The organism is Lactiplantibacillus fabifermentans DSM 21115, from assembly GCF_000498955.2.
Lineage (GTDB): Bacteria > Bacillota > Bacilli > Lactobacillales > Lactobacillaceae > Lactiplantibacillus > Lactiplantibacillus fabifermentans.
On sequence record NZ_AYGX02000116.1, the window covers coordinates 13,705 to 31,359 of the forward strand.

Below are 17,655 nucleotides of genomic sequence, written 5' to 3' on the forward strand. Positions count from 1 at the left end.
GGCTAGCCATTAAAAAAAGCACGAGTTAATCTGCTTGATTAACTCGTGCCATTGAATTGTTTAATTATTGCTTACACGCTGGACTAATTAGTCGTCTAGCAAATTAGATGTACTGTAAGACCCGCTCGTCATTATAAGCGGCATCAATCATCCCAGAGCCTAAGCATTCCTCGCCATTATAAAAGACGACAGCTTGTCCAGGGGTGATGGCGCGAACGGGATCATCAAATGTCACTTTGACCTTCGTCCGATCCTCATTGAAGTGCACGGTCACGCCGGAATCCTTTTGCCGGTAACGGAACTTGGCGGTAACGTGGAAATCATTACCTAAGTCCTCGTTAGTCACAAAGTGTAAGTCTGAAGCCTCGAGATATGTGGCATACAAATGCGGATTATGATACCCCTTGCCAACATACAAGATATTCTTCTTCAAGTCTTTACCAACCACAAACCATGGCTGATTGTCCTCACCGTCACCACCGATACCTAAGCCCCGACGCTGACCGATTGTATAATACATTAAGCCAGCATGCTCACCTTTGACATCGCCATCAAAAGTCATCATCTTACCAGGAGTTGCGGGTAAGTAATGGCCCAAGAATTCGTGGAAGTTCTTTTCGCCGATAAAGCAAATCCCCACGGAATCCTTCTTTTCAGCCGTCGCTAAGCCCGCGTTCATCGCTAACTTACGGACATCCGGCTTAACCATCTCACCCAATGGGAACATGACCTTTTGTAAGGTCTTAGAATCTAGCTGACTCAAGAAGTAAGTTTGGTCCTTGTTACTGTCAACCCCACGCAATAGATGCATGGTCCCATCTTCGTCATGCTGCAAACGCGCATAGTGCCCAGTCGCAATGTAATCGGCACCCAAGTCTAAAGCGTAATCTAAGAATGCTTTGAACTTGATTTCCTTATTACAAATAACATCCGGGTTAGGCGTCCGGCCCTTCTTGTATTCGTCTAAGAAATACGTAAAGACCCGATCCCAATATTCCTTCTCAAAGTTAATTGAGTAGTAAGGAATCCCAATTTTATCAGCGACTTTGGCCACGTCTTTATAATCTTCGGTCGCGGTACAAACACCATTTTCGTCCGTATCGTCCCAGTTCTTCATAAAGACACCCACCACGTCGTAACCTTGCTGCTTCAAGAGCAACGCAACAACGGATGAATCAACACCACCACTCATGCCGACAACGACACGCGTGTTACTGTGATCAGTCATACTTTTTCACCATCATTTCCAAAAGATTCTGGAGAATCCACGATTTGAAGGTCGTACAAATCCAGTACTTTCCATTATAACAAAGAAAACGCCGGCTGCAAGCCAGGCGTTCCGTATTACTACCCCACGTAAAATTAAACCTCGGTCAAGACTTCCCGTTCAATGAAATTAGCCAAGATAAACCGCAATTGTTCCACGGCTTCTGGATGGGCATCGTTCTTAAAAATGTCCGCACGTTGCATGCCATTCCCCGTGACTGTCGTCATTTTGTAACCCGTTAAATCGGCGTTAACCGTCACTTTCAATTTGAAGGCAGCTTGATATGGACTAGTCGGGTCTAACGAACGTTCAAAACTAAACGCCCCCGACTTCCCCTTCACAAATCCTAAATCCATCAAAGTATACTTCTTAACATTGTCACTTAAGGCGTACGTTTTCGTATCGCCGGCTAATTGTACTGTCGCGGTAAATGCCATGCTGCCGCGCCTCCTTTTAAATTACTTTTTTAATAATCGGTTGACCGTCTTAGTTAATACCGCCACGAATTGGTCTAAATCGGCCTTCGTCGTGTAACGGCCAAAGCTCAACCGAATTGATTCGCTAATTCGTGGTGAATCTTCGCCAAACATCGCGATTAACACATGTGAGGGTTCCAAACTCCCCGCCGTACATGCGGAACCACCGGAAACCGCCACGCCACCTAAATCCAAATTCGTTTGCATCGTATAAGTGGAGATGCCTTTGATCCACAAGTTCAACACATGTTGTAGATTATCAGTGCCCAACGAACCGTTGACTTCAAAATCCACGCCGTTAGCCGTTAATTGGTCAACAACATATTGTTTGAATTCATGATACTTCGCTTGGCGATGTGCCTTTTCAGCAGTGGTTAATTCACTAACTGCCGTGGCAAAACCCGCAATGGCCGGCACGTTTTCCGTCCCTGCCCGGCGTTTGTCCTCTTGTTCGCCACCCTTAACAAAGCTTGGGAAATTAACCCCATTACGCTTATATAAGAAGCCAATGAACTTGGGGCCATTAATTTTATGAGCCGATGTGGACAACAGGTCAATGTGGTCCCGTTCGACATCAATATCCAGTAACCCATACGCTTGGACGGCATCGGTATGAAGCCAAGCTTGATGGTCTTTTAAGATTTCACCAATTTCGTGAATCGGCATGCGGGAACCGACTTCATTATTCCCCATCATGACCGATACTAAGATAGTATCTGGCCGTAAAGCCGCTTTAAAATCAGCGAGACTAATATCCCCATGTTCATCGACGGGTAAATAAGTGACTTCGAAGCCTTGTTTCTCCAAAGCAGCTAACGGCTTCAAAATTGCTTGGTGTTCAACTGCCGTCGTAATAATATGTTTGCCAAGTGATTGACGGGCCAGCGCGGTTTGCATGATGGCGGTATTATCGCCTTCCGTCCCACCACTAGTAAACACAATATCATCGTCATGCGCATTAATACTTTGGGCAATCACGTGCCGACTATCATCTAATACTTCACGGGCCGCCCGCCCAAACGCATGGGTGCTCGACGCATTGCCAAACGTATTGGTCATCTTGTCCATCATTTCGTTGACCACCGACTCCGCCATCGGAGTAGTCGCCGCATTATCAAGGTACACTTGCTTCATAATCTAAATTCTTCCTTCTAAATCAATTATATTACTTATTTTGAGCAGCAAATAACGCTAATAACATTGCCGCCGACTTCTTACCGGCTTCTAAAATGAATTCATCAAAGGTCACGCCGGCATCTTCATCACCAACATCAGACATCGCCCGAATAACCACGTATGGCGTGTTGAATTGATGACAAGCTTGACCAATTGCGGCCCCTTCCATTTCACTAGACATCGCATCTGGGAAATGCGTCAAAATTTGCTTAATTTGCGCTTGGCTGGCAATGAATTGATCGCCAGACACAATCAAACCAGTTTTGGCATTTAAGCCCGTCGCTTCTGCGGCCGCAATAATTTGTTTGACCCAATTAGCATCCGTTTCATAATACAATGGTTGTTGTGGCAATTGCCCATATTCATAGTCAAAAGCCGTGGCATCAACATCATGGTAAGCCGTCTTAGTGGCCACGACCACATCACCGACTGATAACCCTTCGCCGATTCCGCCAGCGGAACCAGAATTGATGACCACATCAACATCAAAATTCGTAATCATCAAGGCCGTCGTCATACCAGCTTGGACTTTACCAATTCCGGATTGTACTAAAACGACTGCTTGACCATCAATTGTCCCATCGTAAAAAGTAATATCCTTAATTGGATGCACTTGTTCACCTTGTAAGGCGTCCCGCAACGTTTTAAGTTCTTCTTCCATGGCACAAATAATTCCAAATTTCATTAACATATCCTACTTTCCTTAAGGGGTAAAAAACAAGATTAAAAAGACGACCACAATTGCTAAGACGAGGCCTAAAATAACCCAATTGAGCTTGCGCGCCAACCGCTTCGTTTTAACTTCTTCAATTGCGCGGTTATTTTCGGCGGCATATGCCCGGCGTGACGCTGAACCACTAGCATCCTCAGTGTCATCAACCGGTTGGTCATCCATTGGTTCCGCTTCGGGTTCCGGTTGCGTCTGTTGTTGCCGATACTGCTGGCGGGTCATGCGATCTTCATCAGCCATTTACTCACGCTCCTAACGTTGGGTGACTTTGCCAATACCAAATCGCCATAACCGTTTTGGCATCTTGAATCTGGCCGGCTTGTACTTCGGCGACCGCGGTCGCTAAATCCATTTTAACGATATTAATTAATTCATCGGCATCTTGAGGTAAGGCTTGATTGACCGGTGTTAAACCAGTTGCAACATAGAGGGTCATGAATTCATCAGTAAAACCCGGTGACGTATAAAACTGCGCCAATTGCGTCAACGAGTCGGCCACTAACCGCGTTTCTTCGTTGAGTTCACGTACCGCGGCCGCCCGCATCGACTCACCGGCTTCAACCTTCCCCGCCGGAATTTCTAGCGTTAGGCCATTAGTCGCCGCCCGCCATTGCTGTTCCAAAATCATTTGGTGATCAGCCGTAATCATCAAGACCGCAATCGCGGGTTGATGATGGACAATTTCACGCGTTGCCGCCGTTTGATCAGGTAAAACGACTTGTTGTTTTTCAACTTGAACTAACTCACCTTGATAAACGGTTTGCCGTGATTCAACATGTTCTTTAAAATCCATCTACGAGACCTCCTGCTTACCTGCTTTCTAAATAAGGATACCGATTTTCAGGCTTGAATGCAATTTTCGTTCGGCAAAATGGCCAGATTTATCCGAATTATAAAAAAAAGGCTGGCTAGTCGTAACCGACCACCCAGCAACCTCATTCTTTAAGCTGTTGTCAATGTGGCAACAAAATCTTCATACGCTGATTGTTCACCAGTCACCGTCGCACTAGCTTGACTGAAATCGTCAGCTAAAGCATCGCTTAATGGAATCATCACGATTTTAACAAACGTGGCATTCCCAATTAATTCCATCCAATACTCTTCATCAGCACCTTGATGAACGACCGTCTTGACCATCCCACCAGGATTCTTAACATGAATTTCTTGATTAAAATCAGTACTTTCTTGATGCAATAAGACATACATCAACGAAGAAGCGGACATGGCGGTCCCACAAGCATTCGTGAAGCCGACACCACGTTCAAAGGTCCGTACAAAAATTGAGTTTTTACCCAAGACTTCCACGAAGCTGACGTTGACGCCATCCGGGAAGATATCATTTTGTCCGTCATTCATCCACTTACCAATGCGCCCCAATTCAGGGCCCACCAATGTGTCATGGTCAACAAACGCAATCAAATGGGGATTCGGTACCGCCACTGCTGAGAATTTCAAATCAGCTGATAAGGCGGGGATTTTTTCATTAATAATCGTCGTCGCATCATGATTAGCGTGCATGCCTAACGTTTGCGCATCAAATGATACTGGTGAAATTTCGACGCTGAAAGCGGGCACTTGTTTTGCAAAGTCAGCCACTGCTTGAACTTTCAAGTCAGCGTACATCGTTTGCACACGGAACGCTTCTTGACTGTTTTGGGTGCCCAAATAACGGGCCACCGTCCGCAAACCGTTACCGCACATGCTAGCTTCGGTTCCATCCGCGTTAATTACCCGCATCCGTCCAAGTACTTGGGGATGTTCAGATTTATCAACGACTAAGACCCCATCGGCTCCTTCATATAAGCCGGCGCCGTCACGTTTACAAATGTTAATTGCCAGTTGTTGCAAATCCTGATCATTCAATGGTTCAGGAAATTGCGTTTGGTCTAGTAAGTAAAAATCATTACCAGAGCCGTGCACCTTGATCATTTTCACTGCCATCAGCATCCCATCTATTTATTGTCTGTTTTTAGCTACTTCACTATCATACTTACTTTTAAGCAATAATTCAATTAGTAGGTTTAAATAAAGCGCTGCCATCATTTACCGCTGCTTTGTATCGTTTTGATAAAGTTTGTTATTTTATTGTAAATGCGAACATTTGTTCCAAAAGGTGTGCTATATTCTAACTACGCCCCCGCCAGCACATACAAAAAGAGCCGGAACCTAAATTCCGACTCTTCGTAATTAACTTTATGCTTCTAAACCAGTTTCAACTGATTCTGGATAGTTCGTCCGGACAATTTCCGCACAACGCGCACATAACATTGGGTAAGCATTATCACTACCAACGTCAGTCTTCGTCATCCGACAACGGTCACAAACGTCCCCTTCAGCATGACTTACTTTAATCGCCACACTGTCACGGAAAGTTTCAGCATCAGCCGGTGCATCGCTCAAAGCGTGCATATCTAAGGCTGAAACCATTAACATTTGCCGCACATTCGTATCCAAACTGTCCAACATACTTTGGGTCGCATCATCGACATATAAGTCTAAATGAGCTTCCAAAGATTTACCGATTAACTTCGCATCGCGGGCTTCTTCCAACGCCTTCAAAACGTCTGAACGTAAGTCCATGAATTGACCCCAATGACCATTTAACTCGTCAGCATTGGCAAAAGTTTGCGCCGTTGGCATTTCGGTTAATTGCGCAAATTCTTCCGGTTCCTTCAAGAATGGCCAAATTTCTTCGGTCGTATGTGGCAACATTGGTGTAAATAGCTTCGTCATTGAAACTAAGACATCATAGAAGACTGTTTGCATTGACCGCCGTGAAAGACTATCTTCACCGTCAATGTACATGATATCTTTCGCAATATCCAAATAGAAGTTTGATAAATCAACCGTCAAGAAGTTCAATAACTTCTTGTAAATATCTAAGAAGTCATAATGGTCATAATGATCTTTAACTTCCGCGATAAAACTGTTTAAACGCACTTCCATGTATTGGTCAACCGTGGCCATGTCATCGTAAGCGACCCGATTTTCGTTCGGTTCAAAGTCCGTCGTATTTGCTAATAAGAACCGCATCGTATTCCGGAACTTCTTATAACCGTCGGCAACTTGCTTGAAGCTTTCCATTGAAACGCGGACATCGGAGCTGGTATCAACTGATGAGACCCAGAGGCGGACAATTTCGGCCCCCATTTGTTTGATGACTTCCGCCGGCGCAATCGTGTTACCTAATGACTTACTCATCTTACGACCTTGGTTATCCAAGGTAAAACCTTGTGACAAGACTTGCTTGTAAGGCGCATGCCCGGAAACGGCCACACTCGTAATTAAACTTGAGTTGAACCAACCACGATATTGGTCAGAGCCTTCCAAGTAAAGGTCAGCAGGATAGTCCAAGTAATCACGTTCAGCTAATACGCCTTGATGTGATGACCCAGAATCAAACCAAACATCCATGATGTCATTTTCTTTAGTAAACGTGCCATTTGGTGAATGTTCACTCGAAAAGCCAGCTGGCAACAAGTCTTTAGCTTCACGTTCAAACCAAACATTTGAACCATATTGACCAAATAAGTCTGCCACATGATTGATGGTTTCTTCGGTCATGATGGCCGTCCCATCTTCCGCATAGAAGATTGGTAACGGAACACCCCAGACCCGTTGCCGTGAAATGACCCAGTCGCCACGGTCACGAATCATATTATGCAGCCGTTTTTGGCCCCATTCTGGGAAAAATTGCACATCGTCAATGGCATGCAAGATTTCATCACGCATATCACCAACAGAAGCAAACCATTGTGGCGTCGCCCGGAAGATAATCGGCTTCTTCGTCCGCCAGTCAAATGGATAACTATGTTCGTATGGCATGTACTTCAATAATAAACCAGCATCTTTTAATTTATCCAGTGAGATTTGGTTAGCATCTTCATAGAACACCCCAGCAAAATCAGCACCCGCTTCAGCCGTTAAATAGCCTTTGTCATCAACCGGTGCAAAGACTGGCAAGTCATACTTCATACCGATACGGTAGTCATCTTCACCATAACCAGGCGCTGTATGCACTAACCCAGTCCCGGCATCCAACGTCACGAAGTCACCTAGCATGACGACTAACTTGCGGTCAGCATCGAATGGATGTTGGGCAACGACTCGGTCTAAGTCGGCCCCTTTAACGGTCTTCAAGACTTTGACATCTTCCCAACCGAAACGTTCAGCATTTTCGTCAACTAATTCAGCTGCCAACACATACTTGTGATCATCACCAGCATGTTGTACCACGGCGTAATCAAAGCCGGCGTCAATGGTAATCCCTTCTGAAGCAGGAATCGTCCATGGGGTGGTCGTCCAAACGACCATATAAGTGTCGTCATCTAAGACACCTTTACCATCGACAACTTTTTCACCGTAAAATGCTGATGGTGACGTCACATCGTGATATTCAACTTCAGCTTCTGCTAAAGCAGATTCTGATGACCATGACCAAAACACTGGTTTTTGACCACGATAAATCAAATGACGTTTAGCAAACGCCCCAAATACTCGGATTTGAGCGGCTTCAAATTCAGGTTTCAAAGTTAAATATGGGTTGTCCCATTCACCGGAAACGCCTAATCGTTTGAATTCTTCACGTTGACGATCAACTTGCTTCAACGCATATTCGCGACAAAGTTCACGAAATTCATTAGTTGACATCTTTTTACGGTCATAGCCCGCTTGTTGTAACTTTTGTTCGATTGGTAAACCGTGCGTATCCCAACCAGGGACGTAAGGAGCGCGGAAACCATTCATTGATTTGTAACGCACGATAAAATCTTTAGTGATTTTATTTAACGCATGCCCCATATGAATATCACCATTCGCATAAGGAGGCCCATCATGTAAGATAAACGTTGGTTTACCTTCATTTAATTTTTGACGGTGTTCGTAGACTTTGTTTTCAGCCCAAACATTTTGGCGTTCGGCTTCTTTAACTGGTAAATTACCACGCATTTTAAACTTGGTTTTACCGAGATTAAGCGTTTCTTTAACGCGCATTTGATCACTCCTTATAAATTTTGCCTATGTAATTTTGACAATCAAGCTTCGCAAGATTGCGACATTCTCGCCAGTCCGTCGCCGCTATTTGATAACGTTTCTAACACCAACTGGCAAGTCACCTACTCACTTGAACTCAATCAAATCACAATTACAATTAGCTTTTTTACCAAATCAATAAAAAATTCAGGATACAAAAAAAACTCCGTCCCTGGCAAGGGACGAAGTTATCGTGGTACCACCCAATTTTAGAATTGTTTAGATTCTCTCATAGCATGGTTAACGGTCATGAACCGGTCGACCTTACTCGTTTTCAGGTCAACATTCGGAGATGATCTGCCAAGATTTTAGGGACGACCGAATTTGCACTATCATCGGCTCTCTATGCGTTTAAAATCTTGGTTTGCTATTCTCCTCAAAACATTAATTAAAATTAAATTGTACCTTTGATTTTAGTCGACTTATTGTTTGGCGTCAACATCATCGTCTGGGAAAATTACGACGGTTTGTTGTTGCGCTTGGTCGCCACCGTCTGCGACGGGCGTTTCACTCGTCGCTGGATCAGTGATTTCAACGGTTGCTTCTGAGTTTACACTCGCGTTAGCCCCGTTGTCAAGACCGTCATCTTCTTTTAAAACGTGTTGGATTTCATGATAAGTTGAAGTATCCGTTTCGCTCAACAATTGATCCCAGTCTTTGCTCTTCACAACTTCCAATTGTGATTCTAACATCACTTGGAGCCGTTGACGGAAGACCCGCGTTTGTTTCTTTAGATCATCCGTTTCAACGGATAAACGCTTAGCCTTTTGTGAAGCTTCGTCAATCATTTGGTTCGACTTATCCGTCGCTTCACTGACAATGTCAGAAGCTTGCTTTTGCGCTTCACGGGTAATAATGTCGGCTTCCTTCTTCGAATTCGTCTTAACCTTATCGGCTGCTTCTTGGGCAACTAAGATTGATTGGTTCAAAGAATCCTTTAATTCGTTGAAGTACTTCAACTTACCTTCACTCGCGTCTAAACGTTCTTGGAGGTCCTTGTTTTCCTTTAAGGTAATTTGATAATCTTTAATGATTTGTTCGAGAAAATCATTAACCTCGTCAATATTGTAACCACGAAGTTTCGTGGAAAACTCTTTGTTATGAATGTCATCAGGACTTAACACCATGCTAAATTTCCTCCAATATCTATTTACTATGAATAATATCTAAAGTTATTCGCAACCGCGACTTCTTGGTCTCACCGCCAATGGCAGCTAAACGAACACGGCCATAATGTTGTACGCTCAACATATCTAATAAAGCGAGTTCATAATCGGCTTTCGTTAAGTCCGCCCAATTCAAACGAACTTTGGTGCCTTCAACTAATTCTTTGGCATGGTGCCGCGATAAATTGAAGGCCGCTTTGATCACGCTGTCCGCGCGCAAGGAGCTCACGGTGGTGGTGATCGTTTCCCAATCATTTTCCGGTTGAATGATATTGGTCAAAGGCACGGCAGTTAAATGTAACTTGGTTTTCCCAATCCGGTCAATTTGATCCCGGAAATAGTCCGCCATTTCGGTTTCACAACAAAACTGCCACTGTTCCCCATCCGAAATAATATCACCAAAAACGTCACGTTCGACGCCGGCATTCGCTAAGGTACCCAAAATCTGACCATGTTTTAACGTGGCAAACTTAACGGGGTACACAATGTTAAAGAGCGTAATTTGAAAATCAGCTGGTTGTGGTTCGTAATAGTTCGGGTAAAACAAAATACGTTTTAACTCGGCATGTTCGTAACCCCCAGCGGCCCGCATATGGACGTCATCAAGTTGATTGACCATTGTCTGGGCAATGAAGACTTGCCGCGGGTTTAAAAACGCGGTCAAGATTGGTCGATACTGGTCAGCGGTTTGCCGCAACCAACCAGTGACCTGTTCAATAAACGGAGCTTCACTATCGCGAAAATGTTGTTTTATATTATCATTCACGATACTATCCTCGTTACTTTAAATTTATTAGCCGACCCCAATCATTTGTAGCAAGTAGAATAAGCCAGTTTCGGCAAATTGCAAGACTAGCACAGCAATGATTGGTGAGAAGTCTAACCCGGCAATCGCCGGAATAAACCGACGAAAGACGCTCAAGAATGGTTCACAGATTCGACCCAAGAACCGGCCAACGCCGGTGTTATAAGCTCCTGGGAACCACGACATTAAGATATAAATCAAAATCGCCAATTGGTAAAGTTGGAACAATCTGCTGATTAAACTAAGTATCAGTACGCTCACCCCTCACCTATAAGCTATTTGGATTGAACTGACTAGTGGTACTTCCGGAAACTTCATAGTTTTCTGGAATACAGAGAAAAATCTCATCACCAATCCGTTCAATTTCGCCATTAATGGCAAATACCGTTCCCGTCAAGAAATCCACGATGCGGCGCGCCATCTCATCATCAACGTGATCAAAATTAACGATCACCGCTTGATTTTTTAATAGTTGCGACGCGATTTCTTTAACGTCCGAATAAATTTTCGGTTCAAATAACGCAATTTTGCTATTCACCGATTTACCACCTTGCATGGGCACGATTTTAGGGCCGTTGGCAGTCGTAGCTTGATTCGAATTCGTCGTTTCACGCGTCGGTTGAGACGTCGGCGTGGGATCTTCGAATTGATCATCGCCGACCCCGAAAAAGTTACTAAAACTAAACGCCATCGTTCATCGCTCCCTTCAACGTGCTATTTACGACGCCGTTTGAAGAATGGCGGCGTATCCAGCGAATCGCCATTGTTGTCATCGGTCTTTTTTTCTTCAGCTTGACTGTTGTCATTGAAGACATCGAAGTCCGTCTTTTCAACATTTTTGAATTCGTTATTGTTAACTGGCCGTGAACTGCTTGGTTCGCGACGGATGTCCCAGTTACCGAATGGGTCATTGTTGCTGGCCGCTGATTCGGGTTGGTTCATGTTAATGGGCGCATCACTACTTTTGGGTTGGTTGTCAACTGGCGTACTGAACATCCCACCGCGTTGTTGCGTTTGTGAACTCCGACTAACGGTGCTGCCTTGTTCCAATTCGCGTTGTTTTTGGTCAATCCCGGTGGCAATCACGGTAACCCGTACTTCGTCACCTAAGCTTTCATCAATTGAGGTCCCAAAGATAATGTTGACATCAGTCGTTGCGGCTTGTGACACAATATCTGAAGCAGCTTGAGCTTCATATAAGGACATGTCGGGGCCACCGGTGATGTTTAATAAGACTTGTTCGGCACCATCGATGGAAACTTCCAATAATGGTGATGAAATTGCTTCTTTGGTCGCATCGGCCGTCCGGTTTTCGCCGCTGGCTGAGCCAATTCCCATTAAAGCGGAACCTTGGTTTTGCATTACGGTCTTAACATCCGCAAAGTCCAAGTTAACGTAACCGGGTGACGTAATTAAGTCAGAAATCCCTTGGACCCCTTGACGTAACACGTTATCGGCTTCTTGGAAGGCTTCCATCATTGGCGTCTTCTTGTCAACGATTTCTAATAAGCGGTTGTTAGCAATGACGATCAACGTATCAACGTTGTCCTTCATTTGCGCAATCCCTTCAGCAGCGTTACGGGCACGTTTAGGCCCTTCAAACGTAAATGGTCGGGTCACAACCCCCACCGTTAAGGCACCGGAGTCCTTGGCGATTTTAGCGACGACTGGCGCCGCACCATTACCAGTACCCCCGCCCATTCCGGCGGTGACGAAGACCATGTCCGCCCCTTGTAAGGCTTCCGTTAAGGCTTCTTCACTTTCTTGGGCCGCTTTTGAGCCAACATCTGGGTTAGAACCCGCGCCCAAACCACGCGTTAATTTCGGTCCTAATTGAATTTTAGTTTCTGCATTGGAAGTTTGTAATGCTTGTACATCGGTGTTCGCCACGATGAACTCAACGCCTTTAACGTCCTCGGCAATCATCCGATTGACGGCATTACCACCACCGCCACCGACACCGATGACTTTAATATTAGCCCCTGAGTTCTGGGTTGCATCTAAAGAAAATTCCATAATTTTTCCTCCGTCATTCCTATCCTGATATTAATCAAAAAAGTGATTGAAGAACCCGCGGATGCGTTCACTGGCACTTTGTTGATTAGGATCCTGTTTTTTAGCAGGTTGTTTTTTGGTTGGTTTGGCTGGTTGTTGCTGTGGTTGCGGTGCCGGCGTTGATGATGCTGAATCCATCAACGGGTCGGCAATGTCTAGCGCCACGCTAGAACGGGTGTCACCAGTTAAGGCACTCTTCACCAACTTCGTTACATCGCTTAAGGCCGCTTGATATTTGATTACGGCTAATGCTTCATCAAATGACGGATGTCTTAAGCCCATTTGGCTCGGTGTGAATACCCGGACGTTGACGCCAAAGACTTGGGTTGCCAAGTCAGTGACGCCTGGTAACGCGGCAACACCCCCGGTCAGTACGATACCACCTGGTAAATCGAGCGCGTGAATAGCGCTCAAGTGGCTTTCAACTTTGCCAAAAATTTGTTCCAAACGGGCTTCAATAATTTCAGCTAAGTATTGTTCACTAATTTGGGTTGGCGTACTTTGACCAACCACATCTACTGGGAATTCAACTTCGTCATTGGCTTGCTGTGAATCGGCATTGCCATAGTCGCGTTTTAATTTCTCAGCATTTTCCATCGACGTATTTAAGACGACCGAAATATCTTTGGTAATATACTGACCGCCTTCTTGATCAACATAAGTATATTTGAGTTGATGGTCATGCACGACGGCCGCCGTTGTTTGACCACCACCCATGTCAATGATAATCGACCCAAAATCTTGTTCGCCATCGTTGAGCACTAATGAGCTTAAAGCTAACGGTGCAATCACGATTTGTTCAATTTGTAAGCCCGCTTTTTCAATCGCCTTACGCGTATTATGAATAATCGTTTTTGGACCGGTAAATAAAGTACCGTGCATTTCTAAGCGCACTCCGACCATGCCTCGAGGATCCGCAATGTCAGCGAAATCGTCAACGACGAATTCGTCTGGAATCACGTCCAAGATTTCCCGTTCAGGCGGGAGGCTTTGCACTAAAGCGGCGGCCGCAACTTTTTGCACGTCATCATTATTTATTTCTTTAGATTCATCGCCCACCGCAATCATCCCGCGGCAGCGTTCAACTTTTACTAAATTTGCAGGCACACCTGCGATAACTTTTTTTATTTCGATACTTGCTTTTTCTTCTGCTTGGCGTACTGCTGATTGAATCGCGGTGGCCGCTTTGTCAATATCGACAATCACCCCACGACTCAGACCATTAGAACGTTCGCTTCCCACACCAATAACGTTCATTTGTCCCTTAACACGTTCAGCAACAATGACTTTTATTGAGGTGGTCCCTATATCAAGTCCGACATAAATTCCTGAATTATCCATAATAGAGGAACCTCCTAGTAATTACATAAATATCCAAGGACTTTAGTTAACATATCCAATTATCCCTTATTTTACCATATCAGAAGCGCTTTTAAAAAGGGCTCAACCCGGATTTCAGCTAATTCTTCGTGTTTTTAAATGAATATGAATAAGCCCCAACTTCCAAGTTAATAATTCCCTTCGTTTTCATCTTGGCGACAATTCCGTTATAGTAGGTCATTTTGCTGGCAAACGTTGAAATGGTGGCATAAACTTCGTTGCCATCATTCATGTACAAATGTACACGTTCTGGGTTAGCTTTATTTGGCGCATACCGAATTTCGGAAATGTTGTGTTTGACTGCTGAAGGTAATTTGGCGTATTGCGCAATCATCTTTTGCAAGCGCGCCCCGCTTTTGAAATTATTATAAATCGGATAACCACCACCAGGTTGCGAATAAGTCGTGCTCAAAATGCGACCGTTTTCTAAAACCCGTTGATAATGACTGCCAGTGACTAAATAACCAGCAATCCGAATTTCGTTAACTTTTACTTTGATTTGGTTGTAACCAACCAACTTGGTACTAACTTTACCGACTTGCGGATTAGCTTTAAGAGCCGCCTTGCTCGTCGCCGTATCATGCCCAATAACTGCCCAGACGGAAACGCCTGGCTTGATATTGGTCGCGTGTTCGACTTGTTTGGTCGTCAACTTTTCAGTTCCACTAATCGTCACTTTTTGAATGTGACTGTAAGGCGAAATGAAGTAACCCGCAATGATGATTCCCATTAAAAACAGGCCGATTAATAAGGCGGCCCGTTTGGTAACTAACTTCCGGCGTTGCGTTTTGAGCTTCGGCAACTTATCGCCAATGCGAATCCGCTTGCCCGACCACTTAAAATGACGTTTTTCCTCATCCGCGTGATTAGCCGCCGCTTCACGTTGATAGCGTTCCCAAGGGGTTAGTTGGTCAAGCCGTTTCTTTTCATTTTTCGGCTTGCGTTTAAAAATGGCCATCGCACCGACCCCTTTCAAGCTAGCATTAGCTTAGCGATTGATTGCCGTTTCTAAGACTTGTAACAATTGATCAGCCGCATCGGGCATCCCCAGCTTTTTAGCGTTAGCGGCCATCTTTTGACGACCAGTTTCATCAAGCATCAAGCTGTCGACCGCGTGCAATAAGCTCGTGGCATTCAAATCAGCTTCTTTGACTAATTCGGCCGCCCCGGCGTCCACTAAACTTTGGGCATTCTTCGTCTGATGGTCATTAGTGACATACGGACTGGGCACTAAAATCGACGGAATACCGAGCGCGGTAATTTCGGCGATACTAGTAGCCCCGGCCCGTCCAAGAATCGCGGCAATCTCCGGTAAAATCGCCGGCATATTTTTGATGTACGGTTCGATTTTAACATTCGGGGCTAGCGCTGTCTGGGCCAGACCATTCATAATTTTGTTGTAATGGACTTGGCCGGTCACGAATAAGGTCTGATAGTCGCGTTGATTTAATTCCGGAATCGCCGCCGCGGTCGCTTCATTGATGCGCGCGGCTCCCCGGCTCCCACCAAAGATTAAGACTGTTGGCACATCATCTTTAAGGCCTAATGCTTGTAAAGCCGCCGTTTTTTGAATGTTTGCCACCTGTTGGGCGCGGGGGTTCCCCGTCATCACAACTTTCTTTTCAGGAAATTGTGAGCGCGCACTTTCAAACGAAATCGCAATCTTGTCGACGAAGTGGCTCAAAAACTTGTTTGTTACCCCAACGACCGAATTCTGTTCGTGGATCACCGTGGGAATGTGCATCTGGCTAGCCGCAAACACGACCGCCCCACTCACATAACCCCCGGTACCCACGACAACGTCTGGCTTGAACTCTTTAATATATTTGCGCGCCGTCACGACACTCTTTAAAAACAGCCAAACCGTTTTAAAGTTTTGCGGTGACAATGAGCGCTTGAAACCTTGAATCTTGATGGTTTTAAAATCGATGCCCCGTTCGGGAACGATGCGACTTTCAAGGCCGCGATGCGTCCCAACATAGAGGACTTCAGCATGCTTGTCATGCGCTTTTAACGCATCGATTAAGGCTAAGGCTGGATAAATGTGACCACCCGTACCACCGCCTGATATCATTAGTCGCATTAATTTTCTTCCGCCTTTCCAGTTAATTTTTCAATTGCTTTAATATAACGATCACCACGAACTTCGAAGTTCGGGTATTGGTCCCAGCTGGCACAGGCCGGTGACAACATGATGATGTCACCCGGTTGGCTTTGTTGCCAAGCTAATGGCACCGCGGTTTCACAATTTTCAGTGAACTCGATATCGTCAATGCCAGCTAGCTTGCCAGCATCGGCGACTTTTTGCGCCGTTTCACCGAAAACAATCAAGGTTTTAACATGATCTTTTAAGGCCGGTGCTAATTTTTCAAAAGTATTGCCACGATCCAAACCACCTGCTAACAATACGACCGGTTGATCAAAGCCGCGTAAGGCCATTTCGGTCGAAACTAAGTTTGTCGCCTTGGAGTCGTTATAAAATTGGCGGCCTTCGTAAGTTTCCACGTATTGTGTCCGATGACGGACCCCGGAAAACGTCTTTAATACTTGGACGATACCCGCAGTCGCAACGCCTTGGAGTTTAGCCACGACAATGGCGGCCAGTGCATTTTCAACGTTGTGGTCACCCGGAATTTTGATGTTCTTGGCCGCCATAATGTATTCATCTTGGAAGTACAACTTGCCGTCAACTTCATAAGCACCGGCCTTAGTTTTAGCTTGCCGCGAAAATGGCACGACTTGGGCTGGCGATTGTTTAGCCAAATTTTGCCATTCATCACTATCCCAATTGATGACAAAATAATCATCCGGCGTTTGATTCATCGTAATGCGCATCTTAGCCTTAATGTAATTTTCACGCGAACCGTGATAGTCCAAATGGGTCGAGTAAATATTCGTAATAACGGCAATGTGGGGATGGAGCGTTTTAATCCCACATAACATAAAGCTCGATAATTCGGTCACCATCGTGTCATCGGCGGTCGCTTTTTGGGCCACGGCCGATGCCGGCACGCCGATGTTACCGGCCACATATGCTTTACCGGCGGCAGTGCGTTGGTTCAACATCGCCGTAATTAAAGTCGTCGTGGTCGTCTTCCCATTGGTCCCGGTAACCCCGATGAGTTCGCCTTCCAGAATTTGTGAGGCGAGTTCCACTTCCGTAATGACCGGAATGTTTTTTTCAATGGCGCCCGCCACGATTGGATTGGTGTATGGAATGCCGGGATTTTTGACCACAACTTTGAAGTCTTCATCTAAAAGTGAAAGTGGATGACCCCCAGTGATAACTTTGATGCCATCATTTAACAATTCTTGGGCATCCGGATTTTCATCAAAATCCTTTTTATCGTTAACGGTCACAAAGGCCCCCAATTTATGGAGTAAGCGTGCGGCATTCATCCCGCTCTTTGCCAAACCTAATACTAATACTTTTTGGTTGCGATACTGTTCAACCGACTTCATATACCAAGATCTCCCTAAATTTATTTGTCATTAATTTGTTTGTTTAAATAAGTTAGTTGTTAACTTGCCGCCTACCGGTTCGCAACTGCCAACCAGCAGGCGGCAAC

General features: G+C 45.1%; 17 protein-coding genes and 1 other annotated feature. All 17 genes read right to left on the bottom strand.

What is annotated here, in order from left to right; all coding sequences use genetic code 11:
• Positions 1-103: 103 nt before the first annotated feature.
• The 17 genes from mnmA to murD all read right to left on the bottom strand — a co-directional run bounded on the left by mnmA (position 104) and on the right by murD (position 17,548).
• Positions 104-1,228 carry a tRNA 2-thiouridine(34) synthase MnmA gene (gene mnmA / locus DY78_RS10420; protein WP_024625007.1) on the bottom strand — a complete coding sequence of 375 codons (1,125 nt, stop codon included), beginning with the start codon at positions 1,226-1,228 and terminating at the stop codon, positions 104-106.
• 134 nt (positions 1,229-1,362) lie between these two features.
• Positions 1,363-1,704 (bottom strand): DUF1831 domain-containing protein, encoded by a 342-nt coding sequence (locus DY78_RS10425; protein WP_024625008.1) that lies wholly within the window; start codon positions 1,702-1,704, stop codon positions 1,363-1,365.
• Between the two features lie 21 nt (positions 1,705-1,725).
• Positions 1,726-2,877, bottom strand: coding sequence for a cysteine desulfurase family protein (locus DY78_RS10430; protein WP_024625009.1), 1,152 nt, complete (start codon positions 2,875-2,877; stop codon positions 1,726-1,728).
• 31 nt (positions 2,878-2,908) lie between these two features.
• The gene (locus tag DY78_RS10435) at positions 2,909-3,604 is read right to left on the bottom strand and encodes a 5'-methylthioadenosine/adenosylhomocysteine nucleosidase (RefSeq protein WP_024625010.1); all 696 of its coding nucleotides are present in this window, start codon (positions 3,602-3,604) and stop codon (positions 2,909-2,911) included.
• 18 nt (positions 3,605-3,622) lie between these two features.
• Complete coding sequence (locus DY78_RS10440) at positions 3,623-3,889, bottom strand: hypothetical protein (RefSeq protein ID WP_024625011.1); 267 nt, start codon at positions 3,887-3,889, stop codon at positions 3,623-3,625.
• Positions 3,890-3,893: 4 nt separating this feature from the next.
• Positions 3,894-4,442 carry an NUDIX hydrolase gene (locus DY78_RS10445; protein WP_024625012.1) on the bottom strand — a complete coding sequence of 183 codons (549 nt, stop codon included), beginning with the start codon at positions 4,440-4,442 and terminating at the stop codon, positions 3,894-3,896.
• A gap of 149 nt (positions 4,443-4,591) precedes the next feature.
• The gene (dapF, locus tag DY78_RS10450; RefSeq protein WP_024625013.1) at positions 4,592-5,590 is read right to left on the bottom strand and encodes a diaminopimelate epimerase; all 999 of its coding nucleotides are present in this window, start codon (positions 5,588-5,590) and stop codon (positions 4,592-4,594) included.
• A gap of 252 nt (positions 5,591-5,842) precedes the next feature.
• Positions 5,843-8,641: an isoleucine--tRNA ligase gene (gene ileS / locus DY78_RS10455; protein WP_024625014.1), complete on the bottom strand. Its 2,799-nt coding sequence runs from the start codon at positions 8,639-8,641 to the stop codon at positions 5,843-5,845.
• 214 nt (positions 8,642-8,855) lie between these two features.
• Positions 8,856-9,069: a binding site (T-box leader), on the bottom strand.
• Between the two features lie 33 nt (positions 9,070-9,102).
• Positions 9,103-9,807 carry a DivIVA domain-containing protein gene (locus DY78_RS10460; protein WP_024625015.1) on the bottom strand — a complete coding sequence of 235 codons (705 nt, stop codon included), beginning with the start codon at positions 9,805-9,807 and terminating at the stop codon, positions 9,103-9,105.
• A 19-nt stretch (positions 9,808-9,826) separates the two neighbouring features.
• Positions 9,827-10,612 carry a YlmH family RNA-binding protein gene (locus tag DY78_RS10465; RefSeq protein ID WP_024625016.1) on the bottom strand — a complete coding sequence of 262 codons (786 nt, stop codon included), beginning with the start codon at positions 10,610-10,612 and terminating at the stop codon, positions 9,827-9,829.
• 27 nt (positions 10,613-10,639) lie between these two features.
• The gene (locus tag DY78_RS10470; RefSeq protein ID WP_024625017.1) at positions 10,640-10,903 is read right to left on the bottom strand and encodes a YggT family protein; all 264 of its coding nucleotides are present in this window, start codon (positions 10,901-10,903) and stop codon (positions 10,640-10,642) included.
• Between the two features lie 16 nt (positions 10,904-10,919).
• Complete coding sequence (locus DY78_RS10475) at positions 10,920-11,342, bottom strand: cell division protein SepF (RefSeq protein WP_024625018.1); 423 nt, start codon at positions 11,340-11,342, stop codon at positions 10,920-10,922.
• A gap of 23 nt (positions 11,343-11,365) precedes the next feature.
• Complete coding sequence (ftsZ, locus tag DY78_RS10480; RefSeq protein WP_024625019.1) at positions 11,366-12,667, bottom strand: cell division protein FtsZ; 1,302 nt, start codon at positions 12,665-12,667, stop codon at positions 11,366-11,368.
• A gap of 30 nt (positions 12,668-12,697) precedes the next feature.
• Positions 12,698-14,047, bottom strand: coding sequence for a cell division protein FtsA (ftsA, locus tag DY78_RS10485; RefSeq protein ID WP_024625020.1), 1,350 nt, complete (start codon positions 14,045-14,047; stop codon positions 12,698-12,700).
• A 118-nt stretch (positions 14,048-14,165) separates the two neighbouring features.
• The gene (locus DY78_RS10490) at positions 14,166-15,044 is read right to left on the bottom strand and encodes a cell division protein FtsQ/DivIB (RefSeq protein ID WP_024625021.1); all 879 of its coding nucleotides are present in this window, start codon (positions 15,042-15,044) and stop codon (positions 14,166-14,168) included.
• A 30-nt stretch (positions 15,045-15,074) separates the two neighbouring features.
• The gene (murG, locus tag DY78_RS10495) at positions 15,075-16,169 is read right to left on the bottom strand and encodes an undecaprenyldiphospho-muramoylpentapeptide beta-N-acetylglucosaminyltransferase (RefSeq protein WP_024625022.1); all 1,095 of its coding nucleotides are present in this window, start codon (positions 16,167-16,169) and stop codon (positions 15,075-15,077) included.
• On the bottom strand, positions 16,169-17,548 hold the full coding sequence (gene murD / locus DY78_RS10500; RefSeq protein ID WP_024625023.1) for a UDP-N-acetylmuramoyl-L-alanine--D-glutamate ligase: 1,380 nt from the start codon (positions 17,546-17,548) through the stop codon (positions 16,169-16,171). The genes murG and murD overlap by 1 nt, the downstream gene beginning before the upstream one ends.
• Positions 17,549-17,655 lie beyond the last annotated feature (107 nt).